This is a genomic window from Salinibacterium sp. SWN1162, assembly GCF_015864675.1.
In the GTDB taxonomy this organism is placed as follows: domain Bacteria; phylum Actinomycetota; class Actinomycetes; order Actinomycetales; family Microbacteriaceae; genus Rhodoglobus.
Genome location: NZ_JADYWT010000001.1, coordinates 1,806,350 through 1,824,060 on the forward strand (window position 1 = coordinate 1,806,350; position 17,711 = coordinate 1,824,060).

Genomic DNA, 17,711 nt, shown 5'->3' on the forward strand with positions numbered 1-17,711 from the left:
ACTAGTCACTATTGAAAGTCCCGAGACCGGGTACGCGGGAGCCCTGATAGAGGTTCAAACCGGTCTGCCACCACGTTGATAACGCCGTCTACAGACCTCTCTAGCACCCCGCGCACAATGAGTGCAGGACTATCGCGAGCGAGACGGCGATAGCGCCCCCACACCCCGACGCTGCAAATTACGTTGATCAGCCCCGTCTCATCCTCAATGTTCATAAAAGTGATTCCGCTGGCTGTTGCGGGACGTTGGCGGTGGGTCACCACGCCCCCAATTTCGATGCGTCGCCCCGATTCTGCGGTCATGAGGTCACGGGCGCTCAGCACACCGCGGCCCGCAAGGGCGGGCCTTATATGAGCAACGGGATGGCTCGTGGGTGAAATTCCGGTCGACCAAAGATCAGCCATGAGGTCATCGACCGGGGTGGCCATCGAGAAGAGGGGAGGTTGCACCGCGACCATGCTGTGCGGCAAAAATTCTGCGCGATCCTGTGCCGCCGAGCCAGCGTTCCACATCGCTTCGCGCCTCGTGAGTTCGAGACTCTCGAATGCTCCCGCCGCCGCCAGCGCTTCTAATTGTTTCGTCGTGAGCCCCACTCGGCGCACCACATCGTTCATCGACGTAAATTCGCCGGCCTCACGAGCAGCCACAATTTTTTCGGCTACCGGCGTGCCGATGCCTTTAACTTCGTCAAATCCGAGGCGCACGGCAAAAGATCCGTCACGACGGTGGTCGTCGGTATCAAAGTGCGCAGAACGATCGAATGGACCGACCGGCGGTTGTTCGGCGGCAAGGCACTGATCATTGCCCGTGGCTCCCGAGCGACCTTCGTGTGACTCGAGAGAAGCAAAAACCCCCGAGAGCTGGATGTCGGGGCCATGCACCACCACACCATGGCGCCGAGCATCCGCCACCAACGATTGCGGCGAATAGAAGCCCATTGGTTGCGCCCGCAGTAATGCCGCCAGAAAAGCTGCGGGATAGTGCAATCGCACCCAAGCGCTGGCATAAACGAGCAGTCCAAAACTCAGCGCGTGGCTTTCAGCAAAGCCAAACCCGGCAAACGCTTGAATGCTCTCGTAAATACGATCGGCGTCTGCCCCCGTAATTCCGTTACTGGCCATGCCTGTGTAGAGCTTGGTGCGGAGCTTGTCGATTCGTTCGATACCGCGCTTAGAGCCCATCGCTCGCCGCAGCAGGTCCGCATCGTCAGCCGAGCACCCGCCCACCGCCACCGCAATTTGCATGAGCTGCTCTTGAAAGATCGGAACGCCGAGCGTGCGTTCGAGCGGTTCCACAAGATTCGGGTGCAAATAGGTAATCGGTTCGGCGCCCATCTTGCGCCGAACGTAGGGGTGCACAGCGCCGCCTTGAATCGGACCAGGGCGCACGAGAGCGATCTCGACGACCAGATGATAGAACTCGCGTGGCTGCAGGCGCGGCAGCAGCCCCATTTGAGCGCGACTCTCGACTTGAAAGACGCCGATGGCGTCCGCTCGACAGAGTTGGTCGTAGACGCCCTGCTCTTCGGCCGGAATCGTGGCGAGATCCCAGCGCTCACCGAGCGCTTCGTCAACGAGATTGAAACTGTAGTGCATGGCCGAGAGGATGCCCAAGCCGAGCAGGTCGAACTTGACCAGCCCCATCCACGCACAATCATCTTTATCCCACTGCACCACCGTGCGCTTTTCTTTACGCGCATGCTCAATCGGCACCACTTCGCCGACCGGACGCTGCGTCAACACCATGCCGCCCGAATGGATGCCCAAGTGCCGGGGAAACTTCATGACCTGCTGGGCTAGCTCCAACACCGAATCGGGGATGTCGTGGTCGATCCCCGAAATGTCGGAACCCCAACGCTCCATTTGTTTCGACCACGCATCCTGCTGCCCGGGGCTATGGCCGAGTGCTTTCGCCATATCCCGCACGGCGAATCGCGGACGGTACTGAATGACATTGGCCACTTGAGCGGCGTTCTCACGGCCATAGCGTTCGAAAACATACTGAATGACCTCTTCGCGGCGTTCGGAATCAAAATCGACATCGATGTCTGGTTCTTCTTCACGCATCGCCGAAATGAAACGCTCAAAGGGAAGTTTGTAGCGAATGGGATCAACCGCGGTGATCTTGAGGAGATAACAGACCACAGAACTCGCCGCTGAGCCACGCCCCTGACACAGGATTCCTCGCCCGCGCGCAAAAGCCACAATGTCGTGCACGATCAAGAAATAGCCGGCAAAACTCTTCTCCTCAATCACATCGAGCTCACGTTGGATGCGCGCCCGATTCTCGTCGGACAACTCAATGGAACGGTCTTTCACTCCCGCCCAGGTCAGCTCACGCAACCAGCTCGCCGGAGTGTGGCCTTCAGGAACGTCTTGGTCGGGCAGCGCAGGTTTAGCCTGCCGCAGCTCGAAAGCTGCCTCTTCAGCAATCTTCACCGTCTCGGCCACTGCTCCGGGATAGTGAGCGAACCGTGCCGCCATCTCCGCCCCCGACCGCAAATGGGCGGTGCCTGCTGCGGGGAGCCAACCATCCATCTCATCAAGACTGCGCCGGGCTCGTACCGCCGAGATTGCAGAATGTAAATGGTGTTGGCGGGGAGTGGCGTAGTGCGCATTTGAGGTGGCAACGACCCGCAGCTCCCGCTCGGTGGCGAGGCCATACAGGGCATCGTTGTAGGCCGAGTCGAGGGGGTAGCCGTGGTCGAAGAGTTCTACGACGATCGAATCGTGGCCAAACAGCGTGCACAGTGTGTCGAGCTCTGCTCCTGCCGCGATCATTGACTCCGCACTGGGAGCATTCGATCCCTCGGGGCCCGCCAGCGCTCGACGCACTGCTCCTTTGCGGCATCCGGTGAGAATGAACCACTGACCTGAAGCCAACTCGGCCAGTTCATCAAGGTCGTATCGTGGCCGCCCCTTTTCTCCGCCGGCAAGCTGGGCACGAGTAATCGCCAAAGCGAGGCGGTGGTAGCCCTCTTCTTTGCGCGCTAAAACCAGAAGGTGGTCGCCCTCGGGGTCAGCAATACCGTTTTGCGGACCACTGAGGCCCAGCGATAGCTCAGCTCCAAACAGTGTGCGCAGCCCCAACTCGGCCGCAGCCTCCGCCATGCGTACGATGCCATACAGCCCATCGTGATCAGTAAGAGCGAGTGCACTGAGCCCCAAGCGGGCAGCTTCTTCGGCAAGCTTTTCGGGCATGCTCGCGCCGTCAAGAAAACTGAAACTCGAGTGCGCGTGCAGTTCGGCGTAGGGCACCACATCAGTGTCGCTAGCGGATACCGTAGTCGCGTCAGTCGGCGGCCCCGCGGGTGCGATGTAGGGCGCTCGTTTGCTCGACACGAGAGACAGGGCACGCCCATCGCCGGCTTCGCCGATCGGAGTGACCGCACCGAACCCCGACAGGGTGCGCTCAAGCTGCTTCCACGGGATCGGGGGATTACTCCACGCCATTAGTCATACCTCGCTTCCGCCCACCAGCCGCCGTCATCGAGCACGAGAAGCCAGGCGCAGCCGGTGTCATCTACGGCCTGAAATCGCCACGAATTGCCCGACGAGCCCGCCTCCCACCAGCGCTCAGCCAGAGGCCACGGGCCGGCCCAGGCCGTGAGATTGCGCGATCGAGAGTCGCTAGTCGAGAACTGGGCGGGTGGCGCAAGAACGTGGCCCCGTTCATCCACCTCTACGGCAGAACCATCGGCGGCAAAAATATGCACAGCATGACGGCTCGAAAAGACGGTTCCCGGCAGCGGGTCGGGCAACGCCCCTGGCCACGGGCGTTGTGGTGATCGCTCAGCGACACTGCGGTCGCCCCACGCTGTAAGCCGCTGTCGCGAGGCGAGGGTGCGCCCGCCTTCAAGCGAGGGTACGAGAACGCCGCCATGGCCGAGCATGCTCTGCACTCGAGAAAGGCCGTGGTGAATGCGGGGTTCCAGCCCCGAACCCCAGAGCCCAGTCTCGTGGTGACCGATCTCATCCACTGTTTCGGGCACAATGCGCACTCGGCTAATGCCCGAACTCAGCCCTGCCTCGATGAGGCTGGAGCCCTGAACCTGCCACCGCACCCGGTCGACAACATCGCTGGCGCTGAAGGAACGCGGATGCAGCCACACGCGCTCGGCGACCTCACCCGATTCGGAATCGAGTTCGACCCGGATTGCCGTCGCCACCAGCTGTGCCCGCATCAGGGCATCAATAAAATCATCGGCCCGGCTGCGAACCGCAAATGCCACCTGGTCAACGCGGTCGAGCGCCGGTTCAAAGTCAAGGACAACATCGTGGTCGAGCGGGGGAGTGCGGGCCACAAACGCCTGCGGGTCGCTACCGCTGGCGAGAGCATGCAATCGCGCTCCCTGCTCGCCGAAGCGAACGCGCACATCGGTGCGATCAAGGTTCGCAAACTCACCGAGTGTGGAAATGCCGAGCTTCAGAAGAAGGGCAACAATCTGGGGTTCCTCCAGCACCGCCAGCGGAAATGGGGCGAGGAACGCGGCAGAGTCTCCGGCTGTTATCAGCCGCACCTGGCTCGCGCGCACACCAGGGTCGTGGGCGATCGTGCTGCGGGCAGCATGAACCGCGGTAAAGAGAGCATCCGCCACGCCTACCCGAGCATCAGAGGCCGCGATTTCATTTACCCGTGCGATCAATGTCAGCGCGGCAGCTTTCTCCCCGCCGTAATACTGGGCGGCGCCGCGCACTTTTACTGCGCACTTGCCGGGCCGCAACAGCTGCACCCCGGGAATCAACTCTTCTACTGCGGCTATCACCGGCTCAAAGGCGCGGCTATCAAGAGCAGGATCGTAGGGCCGGTCAATAATGCTGGGAAAACGCGACTGGGCCTCCCGCAACCGCAACCCCCTCGTCACACCCTCGGTGCGAGCGGATGCCGCTGCCGCAAATACGAGACCTTTCTCGACAAGGACAAGAGGAGCATCAGCCGGCAATTTCTCGTGCTGGCGAGCAGCGACAATGGGCCAGTCCGGAACCCACACCACAAGCACCCGCGGTAGCGCTTCGGGAACCGCTGAGGCCGCGCTCATGCTTTCACCACCTTCACCGTCAGCACCATCATGCCGACACCCGGTGTTGAACCGGCCTCAACTGCGGAGGAGCCACATCCGATACGGCAGGGGAATCGGCAGCGCTGTACGAACGAACGGTCTGCGCAGCATCCGGCAACCACACTCGGGCGCTGCGGGGGCGGCCCGCGCTCTTGCTCGTGACCGTGATCGTGACCTCGCGCGCCGCTAAGTGTCCGTGGCCATCACCAATGCCGTGCCAATGACTCTCGCCGAGAGACACCATCGCTTCACTCTGTGGCCAGGAGCCAACCATGAGCAGCGTTGACTTGCGCTGCCGTAGGCGCGAAGCGAGCCTGGCGACCGCAGAGTCTGATGCGCGCCGGGGTGGCCGCGCCACCACGACGTCGACTACGTCGGCGATCGCTGCTGTGACGGCCAACCATTGATCTCCCGGATGCGGCACCAACACGAGTCGCTCAAGGTCGACCCCGAAACGGTGGGCCGCTTCAATACCGAACTCGGGCACCCCCACAACGGCGCACCACGATCCGGCGGCGGAGGGCGCCGCCAAGAGTGTCATCAGGAGCATCGCCGAACTATCAACCGAATAGACGCTGCCTTGCTGCAAGCCACCGCCGGGCAGCAGTGAAGCAATAGCGGGGTGAGTGGGAATGAGCTTTGAGCTGAGCGTGCGAGATTGCATCTGGCCGATGCGAGCTTGCAACTCAGCCACGCGTTCCGCAGCAGAAAGGCCTTCAGCGGTCGCTGAAGCGACAGAGGCGGATACAGGGGACACCTGTTCATATTCGAACATATGTTCGAGTGTGTCAATTGCGTACGACATCCACCGGCGTGTCTTTCGGATGTCACCGCCATCGCTTACCGTTACTCCGTGAGTTATATCGAAGCAATAGGCCTCAAGAAGACGTATACGCCCAAAGGGGCTGCGCCGGTGCATGCCCTCGACGGACTGAATCTGGAGGTCCCTCAGGGCACAGTGACGGCACTTCTCGGCCCTAACGGGGCGGGAAAAACCACCACGGTCAAGGTACTCACCACGCTGACACGCCCTGATTCCGGCACAGCAACCATCAATGGTGTCGACGTGATCGCATCACCCGAACGCATTCGCCCCATGATCGGGGTCTCCGGGCAGTATGCCGCCGTCGATGAGAACCTCACTGGCTTCGAAAACCTCGATATGGTGGGCCGGCTCTACCATCTCGGCGCCAAGCAGTCGCGCGCGCGAGCACGCGAACTTATCGACCTCTTCGACCTCACCGAAGCCCAAAACCGCCCGGTCAAGGGATTTTCCGGTGGCATGCGTCGTCGCATCGACCTCGCTGGCGCCCTCGTGATGCGACCGCCGGTGCTCTTCCTCGATGAGCCGACCACCGGGTTAGACCCCCGCAGCCGCATCGGCATGTGGGACATCATTACGACGCTCGTGGGGGAGGGCACGACAGTTCTCCTCACTACCCAGTACCTCGAAGAGGCCGACCAGCTCGCCGACAGCATTTCCGTGATCGACGACGGTGCCGTCATCGCCCAAGGAACCTCAGACGAACTCAAAGCATCCATCGGCGGTCAGCGCGTCGAACTCAGCCTGGTGTCTCAGGATGACGCGCCCGCCGCCCGCGAGATTTTGACGCGCTTCGGCAGTACCGAACCCGCCGTGAGCCTCGACGGCCGCGGGTTCACCGTCAACGCAGAAGATGCCCCCGCCGCGCTGCAGCTCATCCTTACCGAGTTTGCCAGCCGTGGCATCCCGCTCTACGACGCGGGCATGCGACGCCCCACTCTCGATGATGTGTTCCTCAAGCTCACCGGTCACTCGGCTAGCTCTGATGACGACACAGCAACTACTGCGGACACCACGGAAGCCGCATCAGCACAGAAAGCCCAGAAATGACCGCCACCATTCCCACCGCGACACCGAGCACCGCCACAGCTTCGCCTTTGATGAATTGGCTCAACGACGGCTGGATCACCACCCGGCGTAACCTCATCAAGATCAAGCGCGTGCCTGACATCCTGGTCTTCACGACATTGCAGCCCATCATGTTCGTGCTGCTCTTTACCTATGTCTACGCCGGTGTCATCGATATCCCGGGCAGCACGTACGCCGAATTCATCATGGCCGGCATCTTTGCGCAGACCGTTGTTTTTGGCTCCACCTATTCCGGGTCGGCGATGGCGCAAGACCTCAAAGACGGCATCATCGACCGCTTCCGCACCCTACCCATGAGCCCCTCAGCGGTGCTGGTCGGCCGCACTAACGGCGACCTTCTCATCAACTCGATCTCCATGATCGTGATGATGGCGACCGGTTTGATCGTGGGATGGCGCATCAAATCGAGCCCGTTCGAGGCGATTGCCGCGATTGCTCTCCTGCTGCTCTTTGCCTACGCGCTCTCGTGGGTCATGGCCTATATCGGCATGAGCGTGCGCAGCCCCGAAGTTATCAACAATGTGTCATTTCTGGTGCTCTTTCCGCTGACGTTCATCTCCAACGCCTTCGTTCCCGCCGAAACGCTGCCTACTCCGCTGCGAATTTTTGCCGAGTTCAACCCGGTTTCCGCTCTCGTGCAAGCGGCTCGCGAGCTTTTCGGCAATACACCTGCCGGCTCAGCCCAGTCTGAGGTGTGGACGCAACAGCATCCTGTGCTCACGGTGCTCATCGGCATCACCGTCATGCTTGCGATTTTCGTTCCTCTCGCGGTGCGCAAATTTGCACACATCAGCAGCCGCTAGTGGAGCGCCATAAGAGCATTTCCTTATGCTTTGCGACAGCGGCGTGATCGGCGCACAACGCGACGTCTTTGCTTGAGCGCAGAGGTGAGAGCGCGATCATTTTGGGCTCTGCTCTAGGAATGGCGGTTTTTCGGTGATAATCTTCGCCTAATTAGAGCAACCCGTCCCGCCGGGAAGCTTCGTTGAACCTCACCCCTTCGACCCTCTCCGGCGCTACCCGAAACGGAGTTCGCGAAATGTTCGCCACCCTAGAACACGTCATCATGAAGATTTTCATCTTTATGTGGGTGCGCGTTTCGGCCAATTCTTGGCGCGGTTACCCACGCCCCAAGGACGCCGCCACGGTTCGCGCTGAAGGCCCCAATCCCCACAAAGTCGTACTGTGCGGCTCGGGAATCGTCATCGGATACGGCGTCGCGTCTCACGAACTAGCGTTGGGCGGCTCTTTTGCTCGCGCACTGACGTCACGAACGCAACGCGGAACCCAAGTCATCACCGTCACTGCTCCCGGGCTCCAAGCGAAGAGCGCCAGAAAGAGGCTGACCCCCCGCGTTCTCGACGACGCTGACATTGTCATTCTGTCGTTCGGAACCCTCGAGATTCTCTCGCTCACTCCTCCCAAGCTGTGGGGCAATCAGCTTGAAGCACTTGTCACCGACGTGCTCAAGAAATCAAGCACCACCACTCAAGTTTTCTTGGTTGACTGCAACACGCCGAAAATGTCGACCTTTACCGCGACCTATCAACGACGTATGGCTCACACCGCCAACGGGTTTAACGAGCAACTGCAATCAATCACGCGCGCCCACGATCGCGTTCACCGCATCGAGTTTGGGCCGGCAGCTGAAGACGCAGAAAATATCGAGGGTCGGTCGCGTTACCAGGAGTGGGCAGCAAGCCTTGTTCCTGCTGTAGTAGCACAGTTCCCCTCGCGCCCTTCCGGGAGCTAAGCAAACAACGTCAGCCCTTACGGCGTTTGTTTCGGTTAAATGCAGGCCGGTCTGGGCGCCTCGGCGCCGCTTTAGCCCCGGACGACCGGGCGGCAGCGCGCTGCGATGGAGCTTTCTTTGTACCGGATGCTCGGGGAGCCCGCTTCGGCGACTCCGCCTCCTCCGCTTCTGCTCCACCGGCGGTGCCACGCGAGCTTTTGGCGGTGCGTCCCCGCACGATCCCAATGAACTCTTCAACCAAGGGATCTACGGAACCATCGCGCCAGGCTACGGCGACTTGCCACTCTGGGCCGTCACTGATGATTCGCGAGACGACGTCCTTGCGCATGAGCGCGCGGGCAACCGCTTGGGGAATCACCGTGATTCCAACATTGGCCGCAACGAGGTCGACTGCGGCGCGCCACTCGTCATCGATAAGTTGCACAGCAGCAAGTTCAGCGAGAGCTATTTCGTCCCCTTGAGCCAGTTCGTGATCTTTAGGGATGACAGCAACGGCGCGCTCCGTATAGAGCGGGATTGCCGCCAACGGGCGGTCGCTGTCGAGAGCACGATCAATCGGCAAGCGCACGAGTGCTACGTCAGCAGTGCCTGCTGCGAGCATCGCCAGCGCCTCAGCTTGCTCGCTGGGCACCAACTCGATCGGGGTCTCCGGAAGCCGCTCCCTCCAGACTCGCGACCATTTGCCGGGCGTCGCCCCGAGGACAAAGGCGACAGTGAATGATGTTGGCATGTGTTCAGGTTAGTCTTGGGGGGTGCCAGTCCAGACCATGAAGCCCGCAACAGTCGCCAAGAAGCTAGGAATTTACCTTCCCGCCGCTCCGGAAGAGTTCCGTGATTCCGAAATTAGCCGCGAAGTATTTGCTGAACTTCTTGCCACTCCACCGGAGTGGCTCACAAAACTGCGCGCTGATGGTCCGCACCCTCGCTCGGTTGTAGCCCAGAAGCTCGGTGTCTCAGCGTCCGGGCTTGCTCGCGCTGGCGCACCCGACGTCATGACGACCGTTGAAATCAAAGCGCTCCTCGTTGAGATGCCAGAGTGGCTAGTTGCCGAGCGATCCGTTCACGCCGCCGTGAATGAGGAAAATGCTCGCGTGAAGACCGAGCGCGCCGCGAAGGCTGCACGCAAATAATCTCATTTTTCCTCAGTCTTGCTGGTACTGAAAAGTATTCAACTCTATACTGAGCAGCCTAGAGTGCCCGTGTCTGGGTATTCAGGTGGGGACTCGATTGTTTCGTAGCTATGCTGCGCTATTGGCGTGGCCGTTAATCACACTGTGGCTCGCGGTTTATCCGCAACGTTGGCGGGCGCTCATTGCGCCGAGCGACGATCCGCGCGCCGAATCTATTGGCCCAGACCCCGACAAAGTGCTGCTCGTGGGCCCCGGAAAGTCCTCCGGTCTCGGAGTGCATACTCATGAGCTCGGTCTTGGGGGCCATCTAGCCCGCGAGCTATCGACGCTAACGCGCCGGGGGTGCAGCGTCGATATCGTCTCAGATCCGACCATGTCTAACGCCGACGTTGGCGTCGTCATTAACTGGGCACGTTTGAATCGCTACGATGCACTCGTTCTGACCCTCGGTGGCGGCGAAGTTCTTCATTTTCGTTCGCTCTTCGGTTGGCGCCGCGCGGTCACAACCCTCCTCGACACCATCAGAGATTCCGGCGGTGGCGCTCTCCACACTTCGATCTTGGGCATCGCTCCCATCGATGGGTTTGTCTCGCTGCCCTCGCCACTTGTGGCAGTTATCAACCGCAACATCCAGAACCTGAACGACATTAGCGAGCAACTGTGTGCCGCTCGCGCCAGCGTCACTTTCGTTGCCGCGACCGCAAGAGAAGGCACGACTGAGGTTCTTCTTGACAGCCCGACCTACGCGCACTGGGCTCGAGAGGTCGCACCAGCCGTGGCTGCGCAACTCACTCGCGTTGCGCTGCCACCGGCTTCGATCCCTTCAACCGCAACGCCTCTCGCTGTACTCGACAACACGACTCTCACCACGACAGCAGTCTCGAACTCGTTGACCACGATCACACAATCCGCGCGAGTGCTTTTTGACACGACGGGAGCGGCGGTTACTTTCCATGATCAAGAAGCGCACTGGTTCACCTCCATATCTGGAGTAGGGGATATGCGACGCGAAGAGGCAGGCGCCTTCTGTAGCCGCGCTTTCACTACGCGCGGTCTCGTAGTGCTGGAAAACACACTGAAAGACGAGCGTTTCGCCGATCATCCCTGGGTGGTGCGAGGACCGCGTATCCGTTTCTACGCTGGCTTTCCCATTACCAATCCCCACGGCGACATCGTTGGAGCTATCTGCGTCTTCGATACCGAACCACGACGCTTCGACCTCAGCCATGAAACTCTTCTTCGAGAACTCGCTCGACGTGCAGAGTCGGCAATACAGCGTCGATAATTGCCGTACCTTGGATACGGAGGTCATTTCTGAACTCCGAGAGAGGACCCTATGTCTGGCACCGAGTGTATCCACGGCTTCGAAAATGGCCTGTGCGATTCCTGCTTCCCTAAAGCAGTCCCTGTCAAGCCTGTAACGCGCGCCAGCAGCCCTTCTCGTTCTAAGCGAGTTCCCGGTACGCCTCGGGCCTCCAGTGCGAAGGTCCCTTCACTCTCTGATCAGCGCGTCTACCACGTCACGCACATCAGCAATCTCGAGAGCATTCTCCGAGAAGGCCAGCTCGTTGCCGCGGCCTCGATCGAAGACGCAATCCTTGACATCAGTTCTCCACTCACTCGTGAGCTTCGAGAGTCTGCCGCGCTGACCACCGGCGAGCCCGTCAACCGCTATGTTCCCTTCAGCCTCGTGCCAGAATCCACGTCGTGGCGTGAACTGCGCGCCGGGGCCGTCGAGCCTCGTTGGTCGGATGCCGCCCGCACCGCTACCCCCACGGATTTCGTCTTTCTCGTGAGCACCGTTCGCGCTCTCGGCGAAGACGCTGTGTTAGCAGACGGCGATGCCGCAGCCAGCCTCACCCGCTTTGCGACCGATGAAACCGCAATCACGCGCATGCTCGGCAACCTTCGGTCTGACGAACTTACCGACGATGCCGAAGTGCTCATCCATGGCTCGTTCGCGTTCGACGATGTTCAGCTCGTGGGCGTGGCGAGCGACAAGGCTCGCGAGCGTGTTAAGGCATTGCTCGATGGCGCTTCGTTCAAGACCAAGGTGGCCGTTTATCCGCCATGGTTCATTCAGTAAAGTTCGCGATACCGTTGGTGCATGACCAACGACTTTGCTCACCATCCTGTTGATCTCACTTCGGCAGCTTCTCTTGCCGCAAGTGGGTTTCAGTACGACCTCGTAGACACCTCCGATCGAGCTGCCTTCGAGGCATGGTTCCAGGCTGACTCTCGCGGTTTTCACGGTCCAGCGATGTCGAAGGAGCAGGTCGACTCGGCTTTTGCTGGTGTCATCTATCGGCGCACCGTTGGTGTCTGGGATAAGCAGCTGGTTGCTCCGGAGATGCCGGTCGCCACGGTGAGCTCGTGGAGAGAACAGGTCACTGTCCCCGGTAGTCGCAGCATCGACGCGTGGGCTATTAGCTCAGTGACGGTGTCGCCCACTCACCGCCGTCGCGGAATCGCCCGTGCTCTCCTCGAGGGCGAGCTGCGTTCCGCGGTCGACATGGGCCTGCCGATGGCAACGCTCACAGTCTCAGAATCCACGATTTACGGCCGTTTCGGCTTCGGTCAGGCAGTCTTCGCGGCCGACCTCACGATCGACACGACACGCGCTGCTATTCCGGTACGCGAGCGTCGCGGCGTGCTTCAACATGTTGCACCATCGGTGTTCGTTGCCGAAGCCCCTACGGTCTTCGAGCGCGTCCGGCTCTCTCACCCCGGCCAGATCAAACCGTGGCCGCTTTTGTGGGAGCGGATTGCTGGAACTGCACCCGGCGAAGAGGACTACACCAAGCACACTCGCGTGGTTCGCTTTGACGATGAAGATGGCACTCCGCGCGGATTCGTCGTGTATCGCGTCGCTGGCGGCGGCCTCGATTTCTCGAACCACAAGCTCACGGTTGACTACTTGCTCGCCGAAACGCCGGAAGCGTACGAGGCACTCTGGCGCTTCGTACTCGAAGTCGATCTCGTCCGTGAGGTCAAGGCGGAGTTGCGCTCGGTCGATGAACCCTTGCTCTGGATGCTCTCCGACATGCGTTCTGCGCGCGTGTCGCCCATTGATCATCTGTGGCTTCGCATCCTCGACGTCCCGGCCTCGCTGAACGCCCGCACGTATTCCAGCGCCGGCCAGATCGGTTTCGAGGTCAGCGACGAGCTTGATTTCGCGAACGGTCGTTTCGTGCTCGAAACCGATGATGCGGGGATGCCGACCGTCCGCGCTGTAGAAGATCTTCCCGAGGGTATGCCAGCGGTGTCGTTATCGGTGAACGAGCTCAGCTCGCTCTATCTCGGGGGAGTATCCGTGTCGTCGTTGATTACCGCCGGCCATGTTGTTGAACTCACACCGGGTGCTGGCGCTGTTGTCGCGCGCATTTTTCACTCTGCAACGACTCCGTGGTTGAGCGTCTGGTTCTAACCGCTCTCGACGCGTGCCGGCGGGGCGCTGACGACCGCTCCGGCGGGAAAGGGGCTGCGAGTGGTGCGACAATAGTCGCATGACTGCTGCCCTGGAACATGTCCACGATCTTGCCTCTTTTGTCGCCGCTTCCCCCTCGTCATTTCACGCGGTAGCCGAAGCTGCTCGCCGATTGAGAGACGCTGGTTTCACGGAACTTCATGAAGCTGATGACTGGAACGGTTCGCGCACTCGCAAGGCCGCCAAATACTTCGTTATCCGGGATGGCGCGATCGCAGCGTGGGTGCAGCCAACCAAAGCGGTCGGCACTACGCCGTTTCGTATCCTCGGCGCTCACACTGACTCCCCAAGTTTTAAACTCAAGCCGAAGCCCACGACCGGGTCGGAAGGCGTGCTCCAGGCCGGCGTTGAGATTTACGGTGGGCCATTGCTCAACTCGTGGCTTGATCGCGAGCTCGAATTCGCGGGGCGAGTCACGTTCCGTGATGGCAGCACTGAACTGGTGCGCACCGGGCCGCTCTTGCGCTTCCCGCAGTTGGCCATTCACTTGGACCGCGGCGTCAACGACAAACTCACCCTCAAGCGCCAGGCGCACATGAACCCGATGTTTGGCCTCGGCGAACGCGACGATGCTGACGTGCTCGGCCACCTCGCATCCATTCTCTCGTCCAAAGCCACGAACCGCTCGGCGGAAGACATCGACGGCTACGACATTGTGGTCGCCGATACTGCCGCTGCCGCGGTCTTCGGTCTCGACGACGCTCTCTTCGCCTCTGGCCGGCTCGACAACCTGTCGTCGGTGCACGCGGGGCTCGTCGCGCTGATTGGGCTCGACACGAAGCTCGACCACATCCCGTTGTTCGTTGCTTTCGATCACGAAGAGATCGGCTCGGCGTCACGCTCGGGCGCCGGCGGGCCGTTCCTCGCCGACCTGATCGCGCGCATTAGCGCCGGTTTGGGCGGTTCTGAAACTGATCGGATGCGCGCCGTCGCAGGTTCATGGTGTCTGTCGTCTGACGCGGGCCACGCTGCGCACCCGAACTATCCCGAGCGCCATGATCCCGCCAACCGTCCGAGACTCGGCGGGGGCCCGCTACTCAAGATCAACGCCAACCAGCGTTATGCCACCGACGGCCTCGGCGCCGCTGAGTGGGCTCGCGCCTGCCGGCAAGCGGGAGTCGATTATCAGGAGTTCGTCTCTAACAACGACATGCCCTGTGGCTCGACGATCGGCCCGATCACGGCAACTCGCCTGGGCATCCGCACCATCGATGTGGGATTGCCGTTGCTCTCCATGCATTCAGCACGCGAGCTGTGCGGCGTTGCTGACCCGATAGCGCTGAGCCGCGCAATCGCCGCGTTCTTCGCTCCGGAATAGGCCACGAGCTAGGCGACCGGGTCGTCTGGCTCGGTTCTGCCGCGGGCACTCGCCCGCGGCAGAACCGCAACCTAAAACAGCGGAGCGATCTCGTCTGTTGCGCCGGGCAGGCTCGCATCTGTCGCAGAAGCACCGGGGTAACCGGGACCGACGGGACATACCGCTTTGCGCTGAAAAGCTTCAGCAGCTCCTCGGGCGCGTACATCTGCCGCTTCATTGAGGGGATGACCCACGTGGCCTCGCACCCACTCGAAGCGATAGCGACGACCAACGATGGCTTCATCGATCTGTTTGATCAGATCAACATTCATGACGGGCTTGCCGTCACCCTTGCGCCATCCCTTTTTCTTCCAGCCGGGCATCCACTTCGTCACCGAGTTAATGACGTATTGGCTATCGCACAAGATGAGCAGATCATCGTCGATATGAGCCGTCGCGCGAAAAAGTTGGAGTACTGCCATGAGCTCGCCCTGATTGTTGGTGGCGTGATCCCAACCACCAGCAGCCCACGTGTTGTCGTCGACATACCAGGCCCAGCCAGCAGGGCCCGGGTTGCCGAGCGCGGAGCCGTCAGCAGCAGCAGTAATCGTCATGACACCCTTTCGAGAAGCTTGCGACGTCAGAAAACTGCGTCCCCTCGACTCTAGTTGCTGGTTATCGTCCGAGATTGTGCGGCGATTGCTTCACTGAGCGTCGTTCGGTTTTAGGGTAGACCTGTGCCCGAAACCCGACTCATCTCCCCGCGCTCGAAATCATCGGACTTACTAAACGGTTTGGCGAGAAAGTTGCCGTCAACTCCGTCGATCTCAGCGTGCCGCGCGGTTCATTTTTTGGCCTCGTCGGCCCCAACGGTGCGGGGAAGACGACCACCTTATCGATGGCCACGGGACTTCTTCGGCCGGATCAAGGGTCGATCGCCGTTCACGGCCTCGACGTGTGGAGCAATCTCGTCAAAGCCAAGAAGAGAATTGGCGTATTGAGCGACGGCGTTCGGCTTTTTGATCGTCTCACCGGGCTGCAGCTCGTTACCTACGCTGGACTATTGAGCGGGATGGAGCGCTCAGTCGTCGCTGAGCGCGCTGCTGACCTTCTCGAGCTATTCGACCTCGACGCCGTGAGCGGAACGCTCGTTGTCGACTACTCGGCGGGCATGACCAAGAAAATCGCTTTAGCTTGCGCCCTGATTCACGCCCCTCAGCTGCTCGTGCTCGACGAACCTTTCGAATCGGTCGACCCGGTCTCCGGCGCCAACATCCGCGACATCTTGAATGGGTTTGTTGAATCGGGAGGCACTGTGATCGTCTCGAGCCACGCGATGGACCTCGTGCAACGTATGTGCGACCACGTCGCAGTTATTGCCGATGGCCGCGTGCTGGCATCAGGAACGACCGATGAAGTGCGCGGGTCGTCGACCCTCGAAGATCGCTTCGTGGAACTTGTCGGTGGCCGCCGCCAGGGAAAGGGCCCGGAATGGTTGCGCATCTCGTAAGGCTGCGCTTTCGCCTTCTCGCCAATGCGCTGACTCGCAGCCCGTGGCAAGCAGTAGCCGTCATTCTCGGCACCCTCTACGGCTTGTTCACGCTGCTGCTGGCTGTGGTCGGCCTTGTGTTTCTCAGCTCGGCTCCCTCAGATTTTGGCAGAACTGTCACGGTAATCGGCGGCGCGATTCTTATCCTCGGCTGGACATTCCTACCGCTATTAAGTTCGGGGATTGATGAGACTGTTGAGCCAGCGAAGCTCGCGACATTCCCCATCCCTGTAACGACGCTGCTCATTGCCCTTGCCGCAAGCGGGCTGCTCGGTGTGCCAGGGATCATCACAACGCTGGCAGCCTTTGCAACGAGTCTGGTGTGGTGGCAGACTCCGATGATCGCAGTCGTTGCAGTTTTCTGCGGTGCGATCGGAGCCCTGACCTGCGTCGTAGGGTCACGGATGCTCGCGGCGCTGACCGTGCGCATTTCGTCGGGGCGTCGAGCGCGCGAGGCTAAAACGGTGCTCGTGCTGATTCCTCTGCTGTTGCTCGGTCCTGCCGTGTTTGCCCTTTCTCGACTCTTCCGAGATCTGAGAGAGATTCTGCCCGTTATTTCCGATGTCATAGCCTGGACCCCGTTTGGCGCGATCTGGGCGGTTCCCGGCGATCTCGCAACAGGACATCCCGGAGCCGCTGCGCTCCACGCGCTCATCGGTCTCGCAACTCTGGTCGCTGCTACCGGGGTGTGGCGGTGGGCACTCGATCGTTCGCTTGAGCGACCCGCTGGCGCGACCACAACCGCCTCCTCTTCACGAGGGCTGGGTTTGTTCGCGGTATTCTCCGGCACACCCACCGGTGCAGTCGCTGCACGCTCGCTCACTTATTGGCTGCGCGATCCACGCTACGCTCAGTCGCTCATCAGCATCCCGCTTGTTCCCGCGATCGTTTTCTTCTATTCGGGCACTAGTGGGGATCTCACGGGGCTACTCTTTGTCGGGCCGATTGTTGCTGTGTTGCTCGGCATGTCGATTTACACGGATGTGTCGTACGACAACACCGCCTTCAGCCTGCACCTTCAGACGGCAGTGAGCGGTCGAGCTGATCGATGGGGGCGAGTGATCGCGGTCAGCGTGTTCGCGGTTCCCACGACGATCATCTTGACAGTGGCCAGCGTTTGGATCAGCGATAGCGGCGATCGGTTGGTCGGCATGCTCGGGATCTCACTGGGGTTACTCATCACCGGGCTCGCACTGTCATCTCTCGTGTCCGGACGATTCGCATTCTCGGTCCCTGCCCCTGGCGATAATCCGTTCAAGTCTCGCCCCGGTGGTGGTTTTACCCTCATGCTGTCGATGTTTGCATCGTGGACCGCGTTGGCTGTTCTCGCTCTGCCCGAGATGGTGATCGCCATCATCGGCTTTGCAACATTCAACGAGACTCTCGGTTGGGTTGCACTGGCGGTCGGACTGGCGCTAAGCACCGCACTACTGGTTGTAGGCGTTCGCGTGGGCGGAAGAATTCTCGACGAACGGGGCCCGGAACTACTCGTTCAACTGCAACGCCAGAAATAGCGGATGCGGG

15 protein-coding genes are annotated in these 17,711 nt (G+C 60.7%); 10 read left to right on the forward strand and 5 right to left on the reverse strand.

Going from position 1 to position 17,711, the window contains the following annotated elements; genetic code table 11:
* Window positions 1-8: 8 nt before the first annotated feature.
* From I6E58_RS08510 to I6E58_RS08520, 3 genes are read right to left on the reverse strand one after another with little or no spacing between them, the layout of a single operon-like run.
* Entirely contained in the window at window positions 9-3,452 is a 3,444-nt protein-coding gene (locus I6E58_RS08510) for an error-prone DNA polymerase (protein ID WP_197132253.1), read from the reverse strand.
* On the reverse strand, window positions 3,452-5,038 hold the full coding sequence (locus I6E58_RS08515) for a DNA polymerase Y family protein (protein WP_197132255.1): 1,587 nt from the start codon (window positions 5,036-5,038) through the stop codon (window positions 3,452-3,454). Before I6E58_RS08515 ends, I6E58_RS08510 begins: the two co-directional genes overlap by 1 nt.
* A 28-nt stretch (window positions 5,039-5,066) precedes the next feature.
* The gene (locus I6E58_RS08520; protein ID WP_231595182.1) at window positions 5,067-5,834 is read right to left on the reverse strand and encodes a hypothetical protein; all 768 of its coding nucleotides are present in this window, start codon (window positions 5,832-5,834) and stop codon (window positions 5,067-5,069) included.
* Between the two features lie 78 nt (window positions 5,835-5,912).
* Between I6E58_RS08520 and I6E58_RS08525 the strand changes: the two genes are divergently transcribed.
* The 3 genes from I6E58_RS08525 (at window position 5,913) to I6E58_RS08535 (ending at window position 8,724) form a co-directional block, all read left to right on the forward strand.
* Entirely contained in the window at window positions 5,913-6,932 is a 1,020-nt protein-coding gene (locus I6E58_RS08525) for an ATP-binding cassette domain-containing protein (protein ID WP_197132257.1), read from the forward strand.
* A complete protein-coding gene (locus tag I6E58_RS08530) occupies window positions 6,929-7,774 on the forward strand; it encodes an ABC transporter permease (RefSeq protein ID WP_129071393.1) in 846 nt (281 codons plus the stop codon). Before I6E58_RS08525 ends, I6E58_RS08530 begins: the two co-directional genes overlap by 4 nt.
* Before the next feature lie 236 nt (window positions 7,775-8,010).
* Window positions 8,011-8,724 (forward strand): GDSL-type esterase/lipase family protein, encoded by a 714-nt coding sequence (locus I6E58_RS08535; protein WP_197132259.1) that lies wholly within the window; start codon window positions 8,011-8,013, stop codon window positions 8,722-8,724.
* A gap of 10 nt (window positions 8,725-8,734) precedes the next feature.
* On the opposite strand, the gene I6E58_RS08540 is transcribed toward I6E58_RS08535, so the two are convergent.
* On the reverse strand, window positions 8,735-9,454 hold the full coding sequence (locus tag I6E58_RS08540; protein ID WP_197132261.1) for a LysR family transcriptional regulator substrate-binding protein: 720 nt from the start codon (window positions 9,452-9,454) through the stop codon (window positions 8,735-8,737).
* 37 nt (window positions 9,455-9,491) lie between these two features.
* Between I6E58_RS08540 and I6E58_RS08545 the strand changes: the two genes are divergently transcribed.
* The 5 genes from I6E58_RS08545 (at window position 9,492) to I6E58_RS08565 (ending at window position 14,659) form a co-directional block, all read left to right on the forward strand.
* Window positions 9,492-9,854 (forward strand): DUF5997 family protein, encoded by a 363-nt coding sequence (locus I6E58_RS08545; protein WP_129073465.1) that lies wholly within the window; start codon window positions 9,492-9,494, stop codon window positions 9,852-9,854.
* 121 nt (window positions 9,855-9,975) lie between these two features.
* Entirely contained in the window at window positions 9,976-11,139 is a 1,164-nt protein-coding gene (locus I6E58_RS08550; protein ID WP_231595183.1) for a GAF domain-containing protein, read from the forward strand.
* A 51-nt stretch (window positions 11,140-11,190) separates the two neighbouring features.
* Complete coding sequence (locus I6E58_RS08555; protein ID WP_197132263.1) at window positions 11,191-11,940, forward strand: DarT ssDNA thymidine ADP-ribosyltransferase family protein; 750 nt, start codon at window positions 11,191-11,193, stop codon at window positions 11,938-11,940.
* Window positions 11,941-11,961: 21 nt separating this feature from the next.
* The gene (locus I6E58_RS08560) at window positions 11,962-13,281 is read left to right on the forward strand and encodes a GNAT family N-acetyltransferase (RefSeq protein WP_197132266.1); all 1,320 of its coding nucleotides are present in this window, start codon (window positions 11,962-11,964) and stop codon (window positions 13,279-13,281) included.
* Window positions 13,282-13,360: 79 nt separating this feature from the next.
* Window positions 13,361-14,659 (forward strand): M18 family aminopeptidase, encoded by a 1,299-nt coding sequence (locus tag I6E58_RS08565; protein WP_197132269.1) that lies wholly within the window; start codon window positions 13,361-13,363, stop codon window positions 14,657-14,659.
* 71 nt (window positions 14,660-14,730) lie between these two features.
* Here the strand turns inward: I6E58_RS08565 and I6E58_RS08570 are convergent, their stop codons facing one another.
* Entirely contained in the window at window positions 14,731-15,252 is a 522-nt protein-coding gene (locus I6E58_RS08570; RefSeq protein WP_197132272.1) for an RNase H family protein, read from the reverse strand.
* Window positions 15,253-15,410: 158 nt separating this feature from the next.
* Between I6E58_RS08570 and I6E58_RS08575 the strand changes: the two genes are divergently transcribed.
* Window positions 15,411-16,148, forward strand: coding sequence for an ABC transporter ATP-binding protein (locus I6E58_RS08575; protein WP_197132965.1), 738 nt, complete (start codon window positions 15,411-15,413; stop codon window positions 16,146-16,148).
* The gene (locus tag I6E58_RS08580) at window positions 16,130-17,701 is read left to right on the forward strand and encodes a transporter (RefSeq protein WP_197132273.1); all 1,572 of its coding nucleotides are present in this window, start codon (window positions 16,130-16,132) and stop codon (window positions 17,699-17,701) included. The genes I6E58_RS08575 and I6E58_RS08580 overlap by 19 nt, the downstream gene beginning before the upstream one ends.
* Window positions 17,702-17,711: the final 10 nt, after the last annotated feature.

What these genes read in the sequence shown, in the direction of transcription:
- I6E58_RS08555 (WP_197132263.1), top strand. Translation starts at nt 11,191, where the DNA reads ATGTCTGGCACCGAGTGTATCCACGGCTTCGAAAATGGCCTGTGCGAT.
- I6E58_RS08570 (WP_197132272.1), bottom strand. Translation starts at nt 15,252, where the DNA reads ATGACGATTACTGCTGCTGCTGACGGCTCCGCGCTCGGCAACCCGGGC.
- I6E58_RS08565 (WP_197132269.1), top strand. Translation starts at nt 13,361, where the DNA reads ATGACTGCTGCCCTGGAACATGTCCACGATCTTGCCTCTTTTGTCGCC.
- I6E58_RS08510 (WP_197132253.1), bottom strand. Translation starts at nt 3,452, where the DNA reads ATGGCGTGGAGTAATCCCCCGATCCCGTGGAAGCAGCTTGAGCGCACC.
- I6E58_RS08520 (WP_231595182.1), bottom strand. Translation starts at nt 5,834, where the DNA reads ATGTTCGAATATGAACAGGTGTCCCCTGTATCCGCCTCTGTCGCTTCA.
- I6E58_RS08530 (WP_129071393.1), top strand. Translation starts at nt 6,929, where the DNA reads ATGACCGCCACCATTCCCACCGCGACACCGAGCACCGCCACAGCTTCG.
- I6E58_RS08540 (WP_197132261.1), bottom strand. Translation starts at nt 9,454, where the DNA reads ATGCCAACATCATTCACTGTCGCCTTTGTCCTCGGGGCGACGCCCGGC.
- I6E58_RS08515 (WP_197132255.1), bottom strand. Translation starts at nt 5,038, where the DNA reads ATGAGCGCGGCCTCAGCGGTTCCCGAAGCGCTACCGCGGGTGCTTGTG.
- I6E58_RS08545 (WP_129073465.1), top strand. Translation starts at nt 9,492, where the DNA reads ATGAAGCCCGCAACAGTCGCCAAGAAGCTAGGAATTTACCTTCCCGCC.
- I6E58_RS08535 (WP_197132259.1), top strand. Translation starts at nt 8,011, where the DNA reads ATGTTCGCCACCCTAGAACACGTCATCATGAAGATTTTCATCTTTATG.
- I6E58_RS08560 (WP_197132266.1), top strand. Translation starts at nt 11,962, where the DNA reads ATGACCAACGACTTTGCTCACCATCCTGTTGATCTCACTTCGGCAGCT.
- I6E58_RS08580 (WP_197132273.1), top strand. Translation starts at nt 16,130, where the DNA reads ATGGTTGCGCATCTCGTAAGGCTGCGCTTTCGCCTTCTCGCCAATGCG.